Consider the following 20,466-nt stretch of genomic DNA (forward strand, 5'->3'; position numbering starts at 1 on the left):
TACGCTTGAATTTCTGAATGATATTTAGTTTCTCTTCGGCACTATACATTGATCTAGGCATTACAAAGGCCTCCCAGTCGATAGATGATTTATACTATTTCATCTGTCAACCGTGAAGCTACCATAGCATAGGTACAACATAGTTGAAACGTGCTACACCAAGCAGAGACTTGCACCTAAGCCTTCGCCACCAAAAATCCAAGCCCAGGATTTCTGGTGGCGAAAACTTAGACTCCAGTCTCTAACCGCTTGGTTCCGCACTCTAACCGCTTTGCTACGCTCACTTTCTACGAAATGGCATTGCTTACAAACTCCGCCAGCTTCTGTCCTTGCAACCCGTCACTGATTCCTACCAGCAATTTGATTCTTGCCTTTTGGCCATTCAGCCCTTGGCACAGAATGGTTCCCATTTTCTTTAACTGAATGCCGCCACCCTCATAATCATAGATGTCCTGGGCAACCCCGTTATAACATCTCGATACTAAGACAATCGGAATTTTATTATCAATCAATCGCTTAACTGCAGGTAATGTTTGCGGTGGTAAATTTCCAGCGCCTAAGCCCTCAATAACTAATCCCTTTGTTTCCGGCTTATTAATGGCATCAAACAATTCGCCATCCATCCCGGCATAGGCCTTAATCAAAAAGACACCGCTGACCACTTTATTAATATCAGCAACTTCCGTTTGGATTAATTCTTGGAAGTATTTCGCCTTATTTTGCGTAACAATCCCAATCGGGCCAAACGTTGGTGTTCGGAATGTTGCCACGTTGGTCGTATGCGTCTTAGTCACATATCTCGCTGTATGAATTTCATCGTTCATCACAACCAAAACACCCTTACCGTAGGATTCATCGGTTGCAGCAACCATAATGGCATTTCTAAAATTATACAAGCCATCCGAACCAATTTCGTTAGAGGAACGCATTGCGCCGGTTACGACAACTGGAATCGTGTTCGGCAGCGTCAAATCTAAAAAGTAAGCTGTCTCCTCCAGCGTGTCAGTTCCATGGGTAATCACGACGCCATCAATCCCATCATCAATTGCCTTCATAATCCGCTGTTTAATTTTCAACATGACCATCGGCGTGACGTGGGGCGACGGTAAGTTAAACATTTCGTCAGTAATTAACTTAATTTGCCCCTGTAAAATTACCTGAGAGTCAGCAATCGGGTTCTCGTCATTTGGAACCACCTCGCCCTTGTCGTTTTGCGACATTGAAATCGTGCCGCCCGTGTGAATTGCAAGAATTGTTTTCATTTTTATTGTGTTCCTCCATCAACCTGTTAATCTATATTATTGTAACGTAAAATAGCAAATGAAAACTATTTTTCGCACTTATTCAAAGAAAGAAGTCACGTTATGGCAAATTCTGATAGATATTATACCCCCCAGGATTCAAAAGATGCGATGAGACAAATCGAAAAACTGTTTAATAAATATAAAGATGCCCCATTAACCCAAGAACTTGTCGATTATCACCAAAATCTAGTAAATCGATTAAAAACGGATATTTTAGCTGCCGCCACTAAAGAAGGCGTTCAATCCCGAATTGATTCCCTTAATTCGATGATCGACGTAATGAACAAGTGGCTGCAAGTCAGACTTAGCGGCCGGCCCTATGCGGGTAAGATGGCCCACTTTCAATTTGTGGCCGATAATGCTCAGCCACAGTTCAAGCGCCGGGTTCACAAAATGAAAGGCAGTAGTAATCATCGGGCATCCGGTCACTAATCGTTTCACTTGTCGGCTAGGTTGAACAATCGTTATAATTGGACTGTTCGGACTTTATCTTTAGAATGTTTGGTAAGAATCATAAATGCAAAATGATTTTGGGGATTCTTAACTCAAAATCCAAGCCCAGAATTTCCGGCTGTGAAAACTTATGAACTTTGCGGTAATTCTCAGTTACATAGTGGAATAGCGCTACACCAAGCAGCAATCTGCTTATAAGCACCACAACTGTAAATCCAAACCCGGGATACAGGTTGAAATTACATGGATCTAAGCTTTTAGGATTCATAGAGTTGGACCGCTCCGCAAAGCAGAAATCTGCGTGTAAGCACTACAACTGTAAATCCAAACTCGGAATTTTCAGTTTAACATTACATGAATCTAAACTTTTAGGCTTCATAGATTAGGACTGCTCCGCAAAGCAGAAATCTGCGTGTAAGCACCTCAAGCAGGAATCCAAACTTGAAATACGGTTTAAATTTGTATGGATCTAAGCTTTTAGGCTTCATAGATTAGGACCGCTCCGCAAAGCAGAGACTTCCGCATAAGCACCTCTGACAAAAATCCCAAGCCCGGGGATTTCTGTCAGAGGAGACTTATGCTCCAGTCTCTAACCGCTTTGCTCCGCTCACTTAAAATAGGAGGTATCGTAATTTGAGCAACACCATCGTTGAATTAAAAGATGTCTACAAAACTTACGACGACGGCTTTACCGCCCTCAAAGATATTAGTATTAAATTAAACCAAGGGGAATTCTATACCTTACTCGGGCCCTCTGGCTCTGGGAAAACGACCATTTTACAAGCCATTGCTGGCTTTACCGAAGTGACTTCAGGCGAAGTCCTGTTTGACGGTAAACGGATCAACGATATTCCCGCCAATCAGCGTCAACTCAACACTGTTTTCCAAGACTACGCCCTCTTTCCAAACATGAACGTGTTTGAGAACGTCGCGTTTGGACTGGTCGTTCACAACGTAAAAAAAGCCGAAATCGAACAACGGGTCCACGACGCCTTAAAAATGGTCCAACTTGAAAAATACGCTACCCGGGAAATCTCTGAGCTCTCTGGTGGTCAGCAGCAGCGAATCGCCATTGCTAGGGCCATTATTAATCGTCCCAAGGTATTACTCCTAGACGAACCGTTATCGGCCTTAGACGCCAAGCTACGAAAAGACATGCAGTATGAACTACGGGAACTCCAGCAACAACTCGGCATTACCTTTCTATTTGTCACTCACGACCAAGAAGAGGCGTTAGCAATGAGTGACGAAATTTTCGTCATGAATAAGGGTGAAATTCTTCAAAAAGGTGATCCCGTCGATATTTATGATGAACCAATCAATCACTTTGTTGCTGACTTTATTGGCGAAAGTAATATTATTCCCGGCAAAATGGTTGCCGACTACCAAGTGGCATTTTTAGGCCATCAATTTGAATGTTCCGATGCTGGGATGCGACCTAATGAACCGGTTGAAGTCGTCATCCGTCCTGAAGACTTGGTGATCACCAGCCCAGAAAAGGGCAAGATCCAAGTCAAGGTTGACACCCAGCTGTTTCGTGGTGACTACTACGAAATCCTTGCCTATGATGAACAGGGTAACGAATGGTTGATCCATTCAACGAACGCAACGAAGGATGATTCAGTTGTTGGCCTCGCATTTGGCCCAACTGACATGCACATCATGCGCTACAACGAATCAGAAGCTAAATTTAACAGCCGGCTTGAAAGTTATGAAGATTAGGGGGTGGCTTTGGCAATGAAAAGAAGCTTTAAGGGGCTCTTTTATACCCCCTACATTCTGTGGCTGGCAATGTTTGTTATCGCACCGGTTGCCCTGATTATCTACTATTCGTTTTTTGACATTCACCACCAGTTCACTTTCTCAAATTACCGCGTTTTTTTTGAATCTGGGACATACCTCACGATGACCGCCAATTCGGTTCTTTATGCTTTTTTAATTACCGTTATTTCCATTTTAATCAGTTACCCAATGGCACTGGTGATTAGCAAGCTCAAGCATCGGGACTTATGGATCCTATTAGTCATTTTACCAACGTGGATTAATTTACTACTAAAGGCATACGCATTTATTGGTTTGTTGAGTCACGACGGGCTTGTCAATAACCTGTTTGGCTTTTTCGGGATTCCCGCCCAGCAAATGTTATTTACCGATACCAGCTTTATTCTCGTAGCTGCTTACATTCAAATTCCGTTTATGATCTTACCAATCTACAACTCGATGACTGATATCAGCGATTCATACATTCGTGCCAGCAGCGATCTTGGCGCCTCGAAATGGCAAACGCTAACCAAGATTATCATTCCAATGACGATGCCCGGTATCAAATCTGGCATTCAAATTGTCTTCATCCCTTCCCTCTCACTCTTCATGCTTTCAAGACTGATTGGTGGTAATAAAATCATTACGCTGGGAACTGCCGTTGAGGAACACTTCTTAACCACCATGAATTGGGGAATGGGGTCGACCATCGGCGTCGTCTTAATTATCTCAATGGTCGTCGTCATGCTATTTACCAATACCAAACGTAAAGGGAGGCGGTCGTGATGGCTAACCGAGCTTCTAAACTAGGTAAAATTTATATTATCGTTATCTTTTTATTAATGTATATCCCCATTTTTTATCTCATCATTTACTCCTTTAGTAATGGCACCACGATGGCCAACTTTAATGGGTTTACATTACGCCATTATGGCGAACTATTCGCCGATAAACGAATGCTAGCCATTTTTCTAGATACAATTTTAATTGCATTATTATCTTCCCTATTTTCCACAATTATTGGGACGATGGGCGCAATTGCCGTTCACAACACTAAGCGCCGCCATCAACGAGAAACGCTATTATCATTGAACAGTATTCTACTGGTATCTCCTGACGTTATCATTGGTGCCAGTTTCCTGATTTTCTTTACAGCATTGAAGCTACCACTCGGATTCTGGTCAGTCCTTTTAAGCCACATTGCGTTTGAAATTCCGATCGTGTTATTGATGGTACTTCCCCGTTTAGATGAGATGAGTCCTTCACTCATTAACGCCGCAATGGATCTGGGCGCCACACCAGCTCAAATTCTAAGCAAAATCACCTTGCCTTTTATTCAGCCTGGAATTATTGCCGGCTTTTTCATGGCAATTACCTATTCACTAGATGATTTCGCGGTTACCTTCTTCGTTACCGGCAACGGGTTCACAACCCTTTCAGTTGAAATCTATTCGCGAGCACGGCAGGGAATCAGTTTGGAAATCAACGCGCTGGCCGGGATTATGTTCATCTTCTCATTGATTTTAGTTGGCATTTATTATCTCATTGAAAACCACAATCTTTCCAGTGGCCGCAAATTGGACAGAGTGGAGGTGCCTGATCGATGAAAAAGTTTGTGATCATCATTATCACAATTCTGATCCTTTGCATGGGATTAAGCTATGGCAGCAATGAACTCACCAAATCAACCGGTGATTCTGGCAATAAAGTTCTCAATCTGTACAACTGGGGTGATTACATTGACCCATCCCTGCTAACTAAATTTCAAAAAGAAACTGGTTATCATGTCAACGTTGAAACCTTTGACAGCAATGAAGCGATGTATACCAAGATCAAACAGGGTGGTACGAGCTATGATTTAACCGTTCCAAGTGACTACATGGTTCAAAAGATGAAGGCTGACCACATGCTAATCCCACTGGATAAATCCAAGTTAACCGGGATGAACAACTACGGGTCGTCGTTTATGAACAAGAGCTTTGATCCTGATAATCGTTACTCAATCCCCTACTTCTGGGGAACGTTGGGCATTATCTATAATGATAAAGACGTCAAACCAGGCTCATTGGAACATTGGAATCAGCTCTGGCAGTCTAAGTACCGGGATGGCATCATGCTAATCGATTCGGCCAGGGATATCATGGGCTTCTCACTCATTTCATTAGGCAAATCCGTCAATACCACGAAGACAGCTAACTTGATTGCAGCGAGAAATAAATTAAACCGTTTGTCACCAAACGTTAAGGCAGTTGTTGCCGATGAAATTAAGATGTACATGGCCGAAGGTGAAGCCCCGGTGGCCGTGGATTGGTCTGGTGAAGCATCGGAAATGATGTCGCAGAACTCACATTTACACTACGTTGTCCCCACCGAGGGCAGCAATATGTGGTTCGATAATTTGGTGATCCCAAAGACGGCCAAACATTTCAAGGCAATCTATGCCTTCTTGAATTTCATGAACCAACCGGAAAACGCCGCCCAAAACGCAAAGTACATTGGCTATTCAACTCCGAATAACAAGGCACTGAAGTTGTTACCAAAGTCAGTCCGCGATGACAAGCAATTCTACCCACCCCAAGATGTCCTAGACCGTTTGCAGGTGTACAGTAATTTAAGCCCGCAGAAGGTTCAACAGTATAATGATTTGTATTTGGAGTTTAAGATGCACAAGTAAAGTGAGCGGAGCAAAGCGCTTAGAAACTGGAACATAAGTCTCCTCTAACAGAAATCCCTGGGCTTGGGATTTTTGTTAGAGGTGCTTATGTGGAAGTTTCTGCTTTGCGGAGCGGTCCTAATAAAGTGAGCGACGAGCAACGGTTTGGCACGGTTTCTAAGGCAGCTTGCCTTGAAATCCTAGGCTTGGATTTGAAGGCAAGCTGCCTTAGAAGTTAGTTCCAGTTGCATCGGAGCGGTCCTAATCTACGTAAAACAGAACAACAATCGGACCACTCAAGCTCCCCAACCAAAAAAATTCTAAGTAATTTTCCGTTTCTAAACCCGCCCCAATTCACTCTTCCTAATCCACCCAACCAATTTCAATTGGTCATCACGACCCAAATGCTTTAAACTAAAGAATGAGGTGAAAATAACAATGGCAAAGAAAAATATCAAAAAAGAAATTATGGTCGATATGAACCAATTTATCGTCACATATGCAGCAACGCTCTTAGATCCAAACAAGAACCTTTCTCAGTTAGTTTACGACACCGCAAAGGATGACTTAACCAAGATGGATGACTTATTCAAAGACAACGGCTTCGGTCGCAAGAATAAGTTCTATAACATTGGCGAAGGATTCCTCCGTGATTACTATAACTTAGATGAAACAGAAGCAAAAAAACAGGCCGACCAATTGGCCAAAGATGCCATGGATTACCTTGGCAAAAACGTGCAATTCTTTGAGACATGGAGAACGGATTAGCATGTTCTTTAAGCTGACTTGAAGAATTCGTTTCTGCGAGGTTACCAGCCAAGAAGAACAAATTTTAACGGCTCACCCGCACCTATCCCATATCATCAGAATTAATTCAGCTCACAAAAAGTGGTACTAGCGATTAAGAAAAGTCGCTGGTACCACTTTTTGATAACCCGTTCTTAGTGATCTCTCCCCCCCTCAAGCAAATTTTCTCTTTTTTCACAAGTTTTGTTTCATAATAGACCTAATTATTGAATACGTGAAAGGAGGGGCTCCTAATGAACAACACCCCGGCACCAAAATCTGAAACTCAAAAGAACGGCTGGTGGATTCTCGTTTCCATTGGGACGTTTGCGTTCATGTCCAACCTAGATTCCAGCATCGTCAACATTGCGATGCCACTCATGGCCAAACAGCTTAAAGTTCCCATGAACGAAATTGAATGGGTGGTTTCGTCATACCTAATCGTTCTAACAGCCCTGCTACTATTTTTTGGGAAACTTGGTGATATCTATGGGAAAGTCAAAGTCTTTCGAATTGGGACAATCGTCTTTTTACTTGGCTCTTTTCTATCTGGTCTCCAAATTAATTTCCCATTTCTACTCGTTGGCCGAGTAATCCAAGGAGTTGGGGCTGCGATGACCCTTTCCAATACTTATGGGATCACAACCTCAACCTTTGGCATTAAAGAGCGGGGCCGCGCAATGGGCTTTGTTGGCACCTTTGTTGCTTTGGGGGCCATTGCTGGTCCTGGACTCGGCGGCCTCATCCTCTCCCGGCTGTCATGGGGATACATTTTCTGGGTTAACCTACCATTTGGGATCTTTGCCATTATTTTGGGCGCAATCGTGATGCCTAAGAACTTTCAAACCACGCCTGGAAGTATTGACTGGCTAGGCTTTCTAAATTTTGCGGCATTAATTGTAAGCCTCTTTCTCGGTGTCTTTATCGGCCAAGAGGTTGGGTACGCGGCACCGATTCCGCTCGTTTTGTTCGCAATTGCGATTGTGACGTTTTATGGCTTCTATCGGACCGAAAAACACGCGAATAACCCGTTAATGCCACTGAGCCTATTCGCAATTAAACCATTCACTTATGGCTTGGGAGCGGCCGTCCTTATCTTCCTATCGAACTTCTTTACGGTAGTTATTATTCCGTTCTACCTTGAAGACGCTCGGCAACTCACAGCTGGGCAAGCTGGTTTACTGCTAATTATCTTCCCGGTGGTGATGGTTTTTGCCGGGCCGCTGGGTGGCTGGTTTGCCGATCACTTTTCACCCGCAAATGTTGCATCAATCGGCTTACTGATCGTGGCAATCGCCCAGACTCTGTACATCTTCTTGACGTTGACGAGCCCTATTTGGGTATACGTTGTCATTACCATTGTCATGGCGCTTGGAACCGGCTTGTTCCAGTCACCTAATAGCGATATTGTCATGTCGGTAGTCCCCAAAGAGTCTCTGGGAAGTGCCGGTAGTTTAAATGCGCTCGCCCGAAATATTGGGATGATTTCTGGAACTGCGCTATCCACAACTGCGCTCTTCGTTGGCATGAGTATAAAAGCTGGGTTCCACGTCACAAACTATCTCCCAAAACAGCCGGAAACGTTTATCTTCGGGATGCACGTTGCTTTCGCGATTTCACTCATTATCATTATCGGGGCGTTGCTACTATCGGTTTTACAAGGTAAGAATGTCAAACCCGGTGATATGAAATAAGAACACCTAATTTCATAATTAACCAGCATCCACCTAAAAGGGAAGTGCTCAGCAGTCACCGTTGGGCACTTCCCTTTTTTGACATCCTTTAATGAATACAAACGACCTCGACGCGCTTGGGTGACAATCGACAAGAATGCGTTGACCTTCTTTAAATTCGTTAATATCAATAGTTGTAGGCCGGACTTATTAAATAAGGCAATCAAAATACTTATTGACTCAGGCTACAGAATCATCAATCTTAATAATAATCTTTCCCTTCGCTCGGTGAGATTGAGAATACTTGAAAGCGGCTTGAATTTCGGCTAAAGAAAATGTCCGATCAATCACCGGCCGCAATTTGGTTTGTTCAATTAAGCTGGTCAACTCAGTCAATTGACGGCCGCTGGGCTTCATGAATAGAAAATGATACCTGGCTCCGGTTTGCTTTTCCAAGCGATGAATCTTCTGCGTTACTAATCTAAACAGCCACTGTTTCCATCGGGGCAGCCCGTATGCCTTGGCAAACCGGTCATCCGGCATCCCCGACAGCGACACAATTCTACCACCTGGTTTAACTATTTTGAACGCTTCGGCCACTGCTTCGCCACCCAAGGTATCAAATACGTCATCATAATCACGCAATACCTCGGCAAAGTTCTCTTGGTGATAGTCAATCACTTGATCAGCGCCCAGCTGGCGAACAAAGTCACTATTTTTAGCGCTTGTCGTTGTGGCGACAAATGCCCCTTTTAGCTTAGCAAGTTGAATTGCAAACGTACCAATACCACCCGATCCCGCTTGAATAAGCACTTTATTATTAGGCTTGATCTGCATGATATCAATCAAGGCTTGATAACTGGTCAAGCCCACCAAAGGGATGGCGGCCGCCTGCTCAAAGGTTAAATTAGTCGGCTTCAGTGCCACGGCATCTTCATCAACCGCAATGTATTCCGCGAACGTCCCAATCCGATCCTTAGGTACGCGACCATAGACCTGATCACCAATTTGAAATCCACTGACGCCAACACCAACCTTGGTAACAACGCCAGCAAAGTCGTTGCCAAGAATCAGTGGCATTTGGTAATGAAGCAACATGCGCAGTTGACCAGCCTGAGTTTTCAAATCGATCGGATTGACGCTGGCTGCCATAATTTTGACCAAAATATCTTGGTCACCTACTTGAGGGATTGCAACGTCAGTAATTTCAGGCATTAACTGACCATAGCGGTTAATAACGGCGGCTTTCATTTGTTGGGTCATCAGGTTAGATCTCCTTTTTACATAATTAGGTTAATTGATTGGTTTAAATTTTTAAACGATTCATGATCCGTATCATAATCACTTTAATGGCAGCCGTCAACCCATTTGTTTTGAGCCAATCGGTTGACAGTGGCTAACGTGAATGGTTTAATGGTTTAAAAATATAAACGAAAGTGACTGATTAAATTAATGGCTAATCTACAAGTTCTCCAAACTGAATTTGCCAATCTAAGTGACTTCTTAATTGCGTTAGGCGATGAAAAACGCCAAGCAATCATCATTGCATTGCTCGCAAATACGTGTGATGGGCTCCGGGTGACGGATCTAACTGAGGCAACCAATCTGTCACGGCCGGCAGTTTCACATCATCTCAAAATCTTGAAACAAGCCCATTTGATTTTTTCTAGGAGCGAGGGAACCAAGAACTATTACTATCTATCCCATAACATCCAGGAAATTGATGACCTCAAAACATTGTTAGACCATGTCACGGCAATTATTAATGCTAGCGGGAGAAAATGATGATGAACAAAGTTTTAGTGGTTCTTACTAATACGACCCGTTATAAGGGAACGGATGACGCGACCGGCTTATGGTTGGGAGAAGCCACGGAGTTTGTTACCGAAATGTCCGCGGCCGAGATTCAAGTTGACTACGTTAGCCCACAGGGTGGCTTCGTTCCACTTGATCCGCGTAGTATGAAATATACAGATCAAGCGATTATGGAAACCTACGAAACCCCCGACTTTCAATGGCGGGCGTTAAGTGACTCACTGACTCCTGACCAAGTAAATCCAGAAGATTACGTGGCCATTTATTATACGGGTGGGCATGGCGTGATGTGGGACTTTCCTGACAATCAAGCTCTCCAACAAATTGCGCTTGCGATTTATCAGCAGGGCGGCTTCATAACATCAGTCTGTCATGGCATCGCGGGCCTTTTAAACATCAGGGACGCAGAAGGTCACTATTTAATCGCTAATAAATCGGTCACCGGCTTTACAACCGCCGAAGAAGTCATCGCTGGCAAAAAATCAGTTGTCCCATTTCTCAACAAAGCCGCAGTTGAAAAGCGTGGTGGGCACTTCCGCCACAAACGGTTTTATCGCGAATACGCCATTCAAGATGATCATCTCATCACTGGTCAGAATCCTTTCTCAGCCAAAGCAGTAGGCAGAAAGCTAGTAAAAGCCCTTCATGCGACAGATTAATGGCACGAAAATAGGGAATCAGAAACGGGTACTCCCCCTTTCTGATTCCCTATTTAGTTGATCATGATCTAATCTTGGTAGCTTGCCCTTTATGCTTTCGGTATTCAATTCGGCCAAGCTTGATAATCTCCGTGACGACTAGCACGATAAACCCAGCAATGGTTGGCACAACCCAGCCATAGAAGAAGTTCACGTTGCCAGTGTGGAAGACATCCTGCATAAATGGAATGTAAATCATCGCTGCCTGCAAGGCAAGCAAAATGCCAATGATGATAAACGCCATTTTGTTTTCAAAGAAGTGTTTGGAAATAATTGGGTAAGAATTTCGGATATTAAACAGGTAGAAAATCTTACCAAAGATGATAATGTTAACGGCCATGGTGCTGCCGAGAACCACATTTAGAACCCCACCGTCAACGAACCGGTCAAAGGTAAAGATGCCCAGCCCGGCAATTAGCACCGACACATAGACAATTTCAAAGACGTCCATCTTGCCGAGGATGCCCCTCTTAACATCCCGGGGTCCCCGAATCATAATCGATTCTTCAGCTGGCTCAAAGATAAACGCGAACTGAATTGTCAACGCTGACACCGTGTTAATCCAAAGTAATTGAGTTGGGTAAAGTGGCAATTCCTGGCCGATAACCATACTGATTAACACAACCAGGCCTTCCGCGAAACTCGTTGGTAACAGGAACCGAATCGTCTTTTGAATATTATCAAAGACGTGCCGCCCTTCAGCTACGGCGTCCACGATGGTTGTAAAACTATCATTAACCAACACCATGTCGGCAGCTTCCTTAGCAACGGCGGTTCCCTTTATTCCCATCGCAATCCCAATATTCGCTTGTTTCAACGCAGCGGCATCGTTCACCCCATCACCAGTCATCGCCACGATCTTGGCATTGGCTTGTTGGGCCTTCACGATCCGCAGTTTATTAGCCGGTGTGGTTCGGGCAAAAACGTTATAGCGACCAATCTTTTTAATGAGTTCATCGTCAGACATATCGTCAATTTCTGGTCCGGTAATTGCGTGAATACTCTCATCAAGGTCAAGTTTCTTCGCAATGGCAGTCGCCGTATCCGGGTGATCACCCGTGATCATATTAACCTTAACGCCAGCTCGTCGCAGACTTTGGATAGCTGGAATGACTTCCTCTCGTGGCGGGTCAATGATCCCTACCAGGCCACTCAATTCAATCCCCTGTGCAATTTTATCTTGATCAATCTCATCTCGACCTGCTGGCACGTTCTTAGAGCCAAGGGCGACCACTCGCAAACCTTGTTCGGTTAATTTAGCGACCCGTTGATACCAGGTCTCACTATCAAAGTTCGGATCACTTGCTTTGGCCATATCAAAAATGGTTCCCGGCGCACCCTTGACCATCAATTCATTATGGTCAGCTTCCTTAATCAACCGGGCACTATAACGATAAGCCGAATCAAATGGGAGTGTATCTAGTTCATCCACCTCCGGCTCACGGCCAATCAGCTTGTGAAATAGCGTTGTTAGCGCCCCGTCAGTTGGTTCACCGTTTAATTGCCACTGACCGTCAGTCTGAACCAGTTCCGCATCAGTCGTCGTCCCAGCAATATCAACCAGCTTGCGAAAATCTTGGTCAGCTTGCCAGTCGGCTTTTTGACCATCTAACAAGACATCACCAGAAACCCCTTTATCGTTGTCCACAAAGCCGATCCCTGTAACCTGATAATGATGATTATCGGTAATGACATCGGTAACGGTCATCTCGTTTTTAGTCAACGTGCCAGTCTTATCAGTATTGACAATATCAACGGCACCGAGGGTTTCAACCGCCGGCAGCGTCTTAACAATCGCGCCACGCTTCGTCATCACCTGAACTCCGCGGGCTAAAACAACCGATGTTGACGCTGGCAACCCTTCTGGAATGGAACCAACCACCATCGTAATGATGGCAATGGTCAAGACGGGCAAGCTATAAATCTTGGTATAAAGTCCCAAGAAAAATAGAATAAACGCGATTGCCACAATGAGCAACGACAAATTAACACCCAGCCGGTTTAAGTTCTTCATTAATGGGGTTACTTGGACCTTCACATCAGAGACGCTTCGCTGGATTTGTCCAATTTCAGTGTCTTCAGCCGTTGCCGTCACAATTCCAACCCCAGAGCCTTGGGTAACCGCGGTTGAAGCAAACGCCATGTTTGACCGTTCAGCTAATGGGATCGAATCAGCAGCAAGTGGATCTTCCGTCTTTTCAACTGAGTTACTTTCGCCGGTTAAGGTGGATTCTTGAATCCGCATGTTATCAGCAGAAATCAAACGCATATCAGCCGGAACCGCATCCCCAGCTTCCAAATTAACTAAGTCCCCAACTACTAATTCCCGGGCCGGTACTTCGATCTTATGACCGTCACGAATCACATAGTTTTGACTCACCAACAGTTCCTTGATCTTATTCAACGCATTATCAGCTTGCATTTCTTGAAAAAAACCAATGAACGCATTCGCAATAATCACAATGCCAATAACCGCTGAATCGGAGTAATGGTGCATGAACAGCGTAATTGCAGCCGCCGCAATCAAGATATAAATGATGCTGTTGTTAAATTGCAGCAGGAACTGCACCAGCTTGCTTTTCTTCTTGGCGGTTAATTCGTTGTAACCTTCTTCGCCAAGCCGCTTGCTAGCTTCCTGTTCGCTAATGCCATCTTCAGCATCGGTACGGTAGGTTGCTGCTAGTTCTTCTGTCGTTAACTGCCATAACTTCTGATCGGGAGGAACCTCGTTCGTATTGTCTGTCATTAAATGGATCACCTTTCCTTTTTCAAAATAAGTTTATTGTTAATCATATTATAATATAACCACCAGCTGAAATGATAGCTAAAAGTCTTTGAAATCAAATGGATCACAAACTTTAGAGCAAGGCAGATATTTCACGGTCACCGGAAGCTTGCGCCGTCTGTTTTGGAAATAATTCCGGCTTAACCCTTCACGACGGTCCACTCATTAATCGACTTCCCAGCCGCGTCCTTCAACACCAGCCAACTGTTGGTCCCGCCAAAATACAGGAAGAGGCCAACCTCATTGACACTTTTTAATACAATATCTTTAGTCGTTACAGAATTCTCAACGGCATCGGTGTGCTCTGATCGTAGTTGTTCGGCGAACCTGGCGGAAAATCCGAGTGACCCGTCTTTATTCAACTCTGGCTGAGGCTTCATTACTGCGCCCGCTTTAATCAACATTTCGTTGCGCTTCTGCCAATAAACGGTCGCGTGACTGCCGTCATGATCAACCTTAAAAGCAATCTGGCTCACTGCTTTTGTCCACCGGTGGCGCGGCTTACCCTTGAATTTCTTCTTAGGCGTTCCGAAGAGATCAAAGCCGAGACCGCCTAAAATTGCCATAATTAACTCTCTGAAATCCTGGACAACCTTTAACTGACTGCCAGGAATTTTAACATCGCTTCCTTGCTTGAGATTGAGACCGTTTTCGCTGGCAGCTTCAGCAAAACTTCTGAACAGGTAATCACTCTCCAAATCCCAGGCAGGCATTATCAAAATTGTTCGTTGGACCTTGGTTGGCGGCGTTTGAATGCCAGCTAATTTGCCGTCATTTAGATATAAGGCAATTCCATTTGTTGGGATGGACTGGTTTTTGCCTTTAGTAATAATTAAGCTGCCTTTGTTGACAGGCAAGGTAATTTCTGTTTTAGTTTTGAGAATTTTGACTTTAAGATCCATGACAGTTGTTCCTCATTTCTAGTTAAGAATTTTAAGTTAAGGATAACTGACAAGAAGAAATAAAAAAAGCTTAAAATAGCAAAAAGCAGTGAAAGAATGGAATTAAGCCACTCTGCCACTGCCATGTAATTTATAATCGTTAACCACCTAATTTGGGCTAATTTTGCAACTCAAATATTTGGATCTAAACCCATTTGCTAGGCATTACCCTCGTTGTTTCAGTTGGACTTTTGCGAGGTCATCTCCTTGACGAACAATGGTTTCGTTCGTGTAATGAACCTTATCAATTTGCTTACCCTGTGTTAAAAAGACAATGACGGTATCTTTAAATCCAGATTGTTGGATCTTATCCCGATCAAATGTCAAAGATAGCCCCCTTCTTAAACGATTGTCCGGATTCGGCGGTTGCCGTGCCCGCCATACTTACTGCAACGGCAATCCAACCAACGACTCCGTTGGAATTGTGCTGGACATTTTATCAAACATCGGTGGTAAGGAATTCGGTAATCATGATCAAAATATTAATTTTCGATTCTATTACCTATGACTTAACTTTTAATAAGATTTTTTGAAAACCTGCTACACCCTCTTAGGACTTTAAAAGATATAAGTTATCATACGTTGACTTGATCAAAACTATTTTTTAATCGGCAAGATAATTTTGGCTCATTTTTTGAATTTCAACTTTAAGCTCTGAAACCAACGATTGTGGAGAAAGTACCTTGGCCTTACTCCCCAACTTCAAGATGTCTTGTCTTAAAGAAAATAGCTGAACCTTTGGTAATGAACAGGTCAACAATTGAGATCCAGGTTGATATGGTTGTTGGTGACTATTAATCAACCAATAATTTGTAATTGTTCGGATAGCCTCATCGTCAACTACTAGCTTCACTTCTATCCTTTGTTTATCTTTGAGCGTTGCAATCCATTCATCAATCGTTAGTAAATTTGAAGCAATCGGATTTTTGAGTTCACCTAGTTTTAGGATGCGATCAATTCGATAGATTCGATAATCCTGCTTCCCTGGGACAAACGCTACCAAATACCAAAAACCGTTCATGGAATAAAGACCAATCGGCTGACAATGAACGCTTGCATTGGCGCCAGTCTTCATATACGTCATCCTAATTGCTTTTCGGTCTAGTGCCGCTTTCAAGCACTTTCTTAAAAACTGATTATTAACATTTCTCGGCGGGACCACGTAAGTTATCGTTTGCTCTAATCCCTTCACCTTCTGCAGGACGCTTGAAGTCATTTGCTTTTTAAGCTTATCTTCAAGTTCCCAAAGTTCAGCATCATAGGGAATTGTTTGTAACTTTTTTAACATTGTTAACGCAAAGAAGATCGATAATATCTCACCTTCAGACAAAGTAACCGGGGGTAAAATCGGATTTTTCAACATTTTATATCCGCCACCATTCCCCCTAATGGAGTACAACGGCACACCCAAAGTCGCTAAGTAATCTAAATCTCGCGTTACCGTTCTTTTCGAAACGCTAAATTTTTCCGCTAATTCCCGGGTCGTAAAGAATCGCTTATCAGAAATATATAGCCAAATCTGCAAAATTCGATCAATTTGATTCATGACAATTGCCCCTTCACAGTAGATTGTTTATCAAATAAGACGTTCTTTGTCCTGTTTAAATGATACCATCTTATTCATCACTTATGGAATAAATTAGGAGGTTATGATTGTGACAAAGTATTGGATTGGTGTGGTCCCAAAAGAATACGTGAACATTGCGGTTGAAGGAAACTTTTGTCAGGTCTGCAATGGCAAGAAACAATTTATCGATAAGCTGGCACCTGGTGATCACTTGATTTACTATTCTCCAAAATTAACTATTACAACGAAGGAAAAATATCAGAAGTTTATTGCCGCCGGGACAGTCGTCTCAGCCGATTCCTTCCAGGTTGAAATGTTACCGGGATTCACGCCCTATCGTAAACGGATGACCTTTGAAACAATCAAGCGAGAGGTCCCACTGGCTGAAATTCGGGACGAAAATGCTTGGAAAAGCGTTCGCGCTAACTTACGGTTTGGTTTAATGCAAGTTAGTGAATCGTTATTTGTAACCATCTACGACAAAATGATGACGCCCGGTGAAAATCACTTCAATAAATAAGTAGAAAGTGAGGATGGATTGAATGTCCCAACCAAAATCGATCATCTTAAAAAATATTCAGGTTAATAATATCAGCGGACTTTCGTTAAAGGTGCCACTAAACCAGTTTGTTGGAATCTGTGGCGTTTCTGGTTCCGGAAAGAGCTCCCTTGCAATGGACGTCCTGTATGCCGAAGGATCAAGACGTTATTTAGCATCACTATCTGCATTTTCAAGGGTTAGGATGAAACAATCGGGCATTCCGAATGTCGAATCGATCGACTACCTGCCAAGCGCAATTGCACTTAGACAACGTCCCGAGATCCCTAATCGGAGAAGCACAGTTGGCACCATCAGCGAAGCCCTCAACGTGTTACGTCTGACATTTTCCAGATTAGGAACCCACATTTGTCCAAATGGTCATGCGGTCAGCCCAAATATCAGCATTCTCCAGGACGGTCAGCTCACCTGTCCCATCTGTAACACAACATTTTTAGTTAAGAGTGCCGAGGATTTTTCATTCAATTCGAATGGTAAGTGTCAACAATGTGGTGGCGTGGGCGAGTTGGTTGACATCGACAAAGCAAAGGTGGTTGAAGACCCCAGCCTGTCGATCCGTGAAGGGGCCATTGCAAGCTGGAAGCTGCCCGGAACATTTTTCTTACCATTTGCTGCTCAGGCTTTAGGCGTTGACATTGATATCCCGTTTGAATCCCTGCCCGCCGACCAAAAAGAGCTTGTTTTATCCGGGGAAAAACAACAAGTTAAGGCCAAAGTGGAAAGCCGCAGCAAAAAGAGCGCCGTGTTAGATGTCACGTATACAAACGCCAGCCAGACCTTGTTAGAAATCTACAAAAAAACAACTAGTACGGCCACCCGCAAAAAATTAACTCCATTTCTAACCACCATCATCTGTCCAACATGTCACGGGACAAGACTTGATCCAAGTGTCCTCAAGGTCAAGCTTGACAATTTAAACATTGCCGAGGCCGCAAATCTTCAATTAGATGACTTCTTAAGCTACACGTCAAAATTTGTCAAGAATTCCCCGACAAGCCTGGTACCAGTTGCCAAAAAGCTGCGGGATGAAATTATTCAGCGGGTGCAGCCACTCATTGATTTAGGGCTTAATTATTTAACCCTAGATCGGGCCGGCAAGACCTTATCAACTGGGGAACTTCAACGACTTCAGCTAACTAAGGTTCTCAGAAATAAGACAACTGGCGTGCTCTACGTGCTTGATGAGCCTTCAATTGGGCTTCATCCGGAAAATATTGCCGGGTTAATTAAAATTTTTCAGAATTTAGTCGCTCAGGGCAACTCCTTGGTTGTAGTCGACCATAATTTGAACGTTCTTAAACACGCTGACTATCTGATTGAAATGGGTCCAGCCGCTGGAAAAAACGGTGGTCTGGTAATTGCCAAAGGAACTTTAAATCAAATTCTCGCATCCGCCGACTCGCAAATAGCGCCATTTTTCAAAAAGCAACGCACTATTAGAGCTCAGCGTTCCACCTCTAACCATCAGAAAATAGTGATCAATCTTAATCAGATTAACAATATTAAGGACGCAAAAGCGGAGATCCCTTTGAACAGTTTGGTTTCCGTTGTGGGGGTCTCTGGATCTGGAAAAACTTCCTTAATTTTAGATGGTTTAGTCCCAGGCTTGAGGCACTTACAAGATAAAAAAGAGCTTCCACAATTTGTACAAAAATTAGACGCTCCAAAAATGAAACGAATCATTTCGGTTGATGCGTCACCCATTGGCAAGAATAATCGGTCAAGTGTTGGTACCTATACTCAAATATTTGATCAAATCCGTCATCTTTTCTCTGAAACGGCACTTTCTAAACGGATGCACTTTACGGCAAGTCGATTTTCCTACAATACAAAAGAAGGCGTTTGTCCCACCTGCAAGGGACTTGGTAGGGTATCTCTAGATGTTCAATTTCTGCCTAACATTGATCTGGTATGCCCAACCTGTCATGGAAAACGGTATAATGACGAAACGCTCACTGTTCAATGGAAAAATCATAGCATTTCTGACTTCCTAAACATGCCAATCGAACAAGCAATCAACTATTTTGATGAAGAACTGGAAATTAAAGAAAAGATGGCCCAACTCATTCATTTGGGGTTAGGGTACCTAAAATTGGGTGAAGAAACGCTAGCCCTATCCGGGGGAGAAGCCCAAAGATTGAAGCTGGTATCCGAGTTTACTCGAAATCAAAATAAAACTTTGTTTATCTTTGATGAGCCAAGCACCGGTCTTCATCCACTGGATATTCAGGCACTACTCCACATCTTTGATGCGCTATTGGAAAACGGTGCCAGTATTATTTATTTGGAACACGATTTGGACATGATCGCGAATTCTGATTATATCATCGAAATGGGGCCTAGCTCGGGCTCACAAGGTGGCAAAATCGTTTGGCAAGGAGATCGAACATCATTTCTATCATCTGCCAATACTAAAACAAGCAAGTATCTCAAAAACTACTCTTAAAAGTTACTTGAAGCGTTTTTTCCTGCAACGTCACGAAATCTAGATTAAAATTGATTCACCAATTAATCCCTAAAAGATGATAGTAATCCATCTAAGTAGCTACTTTCTATATGTATTTCAACCCTATTTATTGAAGACAATTCCGTCAAATTCTTATGATTAGTTTGTTATAAACAACAATTTTTGACGATAAGCAAGACAAAAGAGATGAATTTACGGATACATCCTGAAGAAACCTAAATTCATTTCTTTTAAAATATTCGGAGCTCAACAGGCCTAAATTATTTACGTAAACTATTCATTGACATTCTTGGTGTATAATAAAATCAAAATTAGTGGGTTTTTATTATAGCGAGTGATGAGCATGAATAAACGCCCCAAGAATTCTGGCACTAAAAGCAGCTTCATGTTTCCTTTGTTACTCCCCAAGTTAAGGGGTTATGAATCTAAGCTCAATAATTCGAACACCGTCAGCTATTCTTTGAATGTTATTTTCTTTCTGCTCGTGATTGCTGCGGTAATCGTTGGATTATACGCAATGATCAGGTACAAGTAACCTTGTCAAATTTTTAATTCTCAACTTTAGGAAGTGATCCAATGTCATATGAAATTGGCGCCTTTTCAGAACTAGTTAGTCTTTCCATTGATACGCTTCGGTATTATGAAAAGCTGGGACTAATTAAGCCGCAGCGTTCCACGAATAATCGCCGCGCGTATACGGATAACGATATCAAGTGGGTCCAGTTTATTAAGCGTCTAAAGAAAACTGGTATGCCAATCAAAAGCATCAAATTATATGCAAAATTACGTTATCAGGGTAACGCGACAATTGATGAACGGTTGAAACTCTTAGACAATCAAATGCACCGTTTGAAAACTGATCAAAATGAAATTCAAGCTCATATTGCCTTCCTAAATCAAAAAATGGCTACTTATCGCCAAATAAAGGCAGAAATTAGTAAAACTCAATAGTTGGGATTTAAGTCTCCACAGAAAAAAGTTCCTCGATTTAAAATTGAAGTGCA

General features: G+C 43.0%; 18 protein-coding genes. 12 read left to right on the forward strand and 6 right to left on the reverse strand.

Annotated features, from left to right (window positions below; all coding sequences use genetic code 11):
- Positions 1–287: 287 nt before the first annotated feature.
- Complete coding sequence (locus tag FC98_RS12240; RefSeq protein WP_054654952.1) at positions 288–1,262, reverse strand: asparaginase; 975 nt, start codon at positions 1,260–1,262, stop codon at positions 288–290.
- Positions 1,263–1,364: 102 nt separating this feature from the next.
- On the opposite strand from FC98_RS12240, the gene FC98_RS12245 reads away from it, so the two are divergent.
- The 7 genes from FC98_RS12245 (at position 1,365) to FC98_RS12275 (ending at position 8,651) form a co-directional block, all read left to right on the forward strand.
- Positions 1,365–1,736 (forward strand): hypothetical protein, encoded by a 372-nt coding sequence (locus FC98_RS12245; protein ID WP_054654950.1) that lies wholly within the window; start codon positions 1,365–1,367, stop codon positions 1,734–1,736.
- A 654-nt stretch (positions 1,737–2,390) separates the two neighbouring features.
- The gene (locus tag FC98_RS12250; protein ID WP_056949651.1) at positions 2,391–3,479 is read left to right on the forward strand and encodes an ABC transporter ATP-binding protein; all 1,089 of its coding nucleotides are present in this window, start codon (positions 2,391–2,393) and stop codon (positions 3,477–3,479) included.
- Between the two features lie 15 nt (positions 3,480–3,494).
- On the forward strand, positions 3,495–4,304 hold the full coding sequence (locus FC98_RS12255) for an ABC transporter permease (RefSeq protein ID WP_056949652.1): 810 nt from the start codon (positions 3,495–3,497) through the stop codon (positions 4,302–4,304).
- Positions 4,304–5,125 (forward strand): ABC transporter permease, encoded by an 822-nt coding sequence (locus FC98_RS12260; RefSeq protein ID WP_008857531.1) that lies wholly within the window; start codon positions 4,304–4,306, stop codon positions 5,123–5,125. The genes FC98_RS12255 and FC98_RS12260 overlap by 1 nt, the downstream gene beginning before the upstream one ends.
- Complete coding sequence (locus tag FC98_RS12265; protein WP_008857530.1) at positions 5,122–6,192, forward strand: ABC transporter substrate-binding protein; 1,071 nt, start codon at positions 5,122–5,124, stop codon at positions 6,190–6,192. The genes FC98_RS12260 and FC98_RS12265 overlap by 4 nt, the downstream gene beginning before the upstream one ends.
- A gap of 417 nt (positions 6,193–6,609) precedes the next feature.
- The gene (locus tag FC98_RS12270) at positions 6,610–6,939 is read left to right on the forward strand and encodes a hypothetical protein (RefSeq protein ID WP_056949653.1); all 330 of its coding nucleotides are present in this window, start codon (positions 6,610–6,612) and stop codon (positions 6,937–6,939) included.
- Between the two features lie 272 nt (positions 6,940–7,211).
- Entirely contained in the window at positions 7,212–8,651 is a 1,440-nt protein-coding gene (locus FC98_RS12275; protein ID WP_008857526.1) for an MFS transporter, read from the forward strand.
- A gap of 219 nt (positions 8,652–8,870) precedes the next feature.
- Here FC98_RS12275 and FC98_RS12280 read toward each other — a convergent pair whose 3' ends face one another.
- A complete protein-coding gene (locus FC98_RS12280; protein WP_054655010.1) occupies positions 8,871–9,881 on the reverse strand; it encodes an NADP-dependent oxidoreductase in 1,011 nt (336 codons plus the stop codon).
- Positions 9,882–10,082: 201 nt separating this feature from the next.
- Here FC98_RS12280 and FC98_RS12285 point away from each other — a divergent pair, with 201 nt between their 5' ends.
- Together FC98_RS12285 and FC98_RS12290 are read left to right on the forward strand one after the other, a co-directional pair.
- Positions 10,083–10,415, forward strand: a complete 333-nt coding sequence (locus tag FC98_RS12285; protein ID WP_008857523.1) for an ArsR/SmtB family transcription factor — start codon at positions 10,083–10,085, stop codon at positions 10,413–10,415.
- Between the two features lie 2 nt (positions 10,416–10,417).
- Positions 10,418–11,104 carry a type 1 glutamine amidotransferase domain-containing protein gene (locus FC98_RS12290; protein WP_040471735.1) on the forward strand — a complete coding sequence of 229 codons (687 nt, stop codon included), beginning with the start codon at positions 10,418–10,420 and terminating at the stop codon, positions 11,102–11,104.
- 61 nt (positions 11,105–11,165) lie between these two features.
- Here the strand turns inward: FC98_RS12290 and FC98_RS12295 are convergent, their stop codons facing one another.
- The 4 genes from FC98_RS12295 to FC98_RS12305 form a co-directional block, all read right to left on the reverse strand.
- The gene (locus FC98_RS12295) at positions 11,166–13,889 is read right to left on the reverse strand and encodes an HAD-IC family P-type ATPase (protein WP_008857521.1); all 2,724 of its coding nucleotides are present in this window, start codon (positions 13,887–13,889) and stop codon (positions 11,166–11,168) included.
- A 179-nt stretch (positions 13,890–14,068) separates the two neighbouring features.
- Positions 14,069–14,830: a hypothetical protein gene (locus FC98_RS12300; RefSeq protein ID WP_054654946.1), complete on the reverse strand. Its 762-nt coding sequence runs from the start codon at positions 14,828–14,830 to the stop codon at positions 14,069–14,071.
- Between the two features lie 204 nt (positions 14,831–15,034).
- Positions 15,035–15,196, reverse strand: coding sequence for a hypothetical protein (locus tag FC98_RS14755; RefSeq protein WP_008857518.1), 162 nt, complete (start codon positions 15,194–15,196; stop codon positions 15,035–15,037).
- 277 nt (positions 15,197–15,473) lie between these two features.
- Positions 15,474–16,415 carry a helix-turn-helix transcriptional regulator gene (locus FC98_RS12305; RefSeq protein ID WP_008857516.1) on the reverse strand — a complete coding sequence of 314 codons (942 nt, stop codon included), beginning with the start codon at positions 16,413–16,415 and terminating at the stop codon, positions 15,474–15,476.
- A gap of 109 nt (positions 16,416–16,524) precedes the next feature.
- Here FC98_RS12305 and FC98_RS12310 point away from each other — a divergent pair, with 109 nt between their 5' ends.
- The 3 genes from FC98_RS12310 (at position 16,525) to FC98_RS12320 (ending at position 20,413) form a co-directional block, all read left to right on the forward strand.
- On the forward strand, positions 16,525–16,956 hold the full coding sequence (locus tag FC98_RS12310; RefSeq protein ID WP_050806285.1) for an EVE domain-containing protein: 432 nt from the start codon (positions 16,525–16,527) through the stop codon (positions 16,954–16,956).
- Between the two features lie 22 nt (positions 16,957–16,978).
- Entirely contained in the window at positions 16,979–19,441 is a 2,463-nt protein-coding gene (locus FC98_RS12315; RefSeq protein ID WP_056949654.1) for an excinuclease ABC subunit UvrA, read from the forward strand.
- A gap of 597 nt (positions 19,442–20,038) precedes the next feature.
- Positions 20,039–20,413: a MerR family transcriptional regulator gene (locus FC98_RS12320; protein ID WP_008857512.1), complete on the forward strand. Its 375-nt coding sequence runs from the start codon at positions 20,039–20,041 to the stop codon at positions 20,411–20,413.
- Positions 20,414–20,466: the final 53 nt, after the last annotated feature.

Source organism: Lentilactobacillus kisonensis DSM 19906 = JCM 15041 (assembly GCF_001434135.1).
Taxonomy (GTDB): Bacteria; Bacillota; Bacilli; order Lactobacillales; family Lactobacillaceae; genus Lentilactobacillus; species Lentilactobacillus kisonensis.

Bases quoted from the DNA above. Each gene is read 5' to 3' on its own strand.
- FC98_RS12255 (WP_056949652.1), top strand. From the start codon at position 3,495: ATGAAAAGAAGCTTTAAGGGGCTCTTTTATACCCCCTACATTCTGTGG.
- FC98_RS12260 (WP_008857531.1), top strand. From the start codon at position 4,304: ATGGCTAACCGAGCTTCTAAACTAGGTAAAATTTATATTATCGTTATC.
- FC98_RS12280 (WP_054655010.1), bottom strand. From the start codon at position 9,881: ATGAAAGCCGCCGTTATTAACCGCTATGGTCAGTTAATGCCTGAAATT.
- FC98_RS12300 (WP_054654946.1), bottom strand. From the start codon at position 14,830: ATGGATCTTAAAGTCAAAATTCTCAAAACTAAAACAGAAATTACCTTG.
- FC98_RS12305 (WP_008857516.1), bottom strand. From the start codon at position 16,415: ATGAATCAAATTGATCGAATTTTGCAGATTTGGCTATATATTTCTGAT.
- FC98_RS12240 (WP_054654952.1), bottom strand. From the start codon at position 1,262: ATGAAAACAATTCTTGCAATTCACACGGGCGGCACGATTTCAATGTCG.
- FC98_RS12320 (WP_008857512.1), top strand. From the start codon at position 20,039: ATGTCATATGAAATTGGCGCCTTTTCAGAACTAGTTAGTCTTTCCATT.
- FC98_RS12295 (WP_008857521.1), bottom strand. From the start codon at position 13,889: ATGACAGACAATACGAACGAGGTTCCTCCCGATCAGAAGTTATGGCAG.
- FC98_RS12285 (WP_008857523.1), top strand. From the start codon at position 10,083: ATGGCTAATCTACAAGTTCTCCAAACTGAATTTGCCAATCTAAGTGAC.
- FC98_RS12315 (WP_056949654.1), top strand. From the start codon at position 16,979: ATGTCCCAACCAAAATCGATCATCTTAAAAAATATTCAGGTTAATAAT.
- FC98_RS12265 (WP_008857530.1), top strand. From the start codon at position 5,122: ATGAAAAAGTTTGTGATCATCATTATCACAATTCTGATCCTTTGCATG.
- FC98_RS12245 (WP_054654950.1), top strand. From the start codon at position 1,365: ATGGCAAATTCTGATAGATATTATACCCCCCAGGATTCAAAAGATGCG.
- FC98_RS12275 (WP_008857526.1), top strand. From the start codon at position 7,212: ATGAACAACACCCCGGCACCAAAATCTGAAACTCAAAAGAACGGCTGG.
- FC98_RS12290 (WP_040471735.1), top strand. From the start codon at position 10,418: ATGAACAAAGTTTTAGTGGTTCTTACTAATACGACCCGTTATAAGGGA.
- FC98_RS12270 (WP_056949653.1), top strand. From the start codon at position 6,610: ATGGCAAAGAAAAATATCAAAAAAGAAATTATGGTCGATATGAACCAA.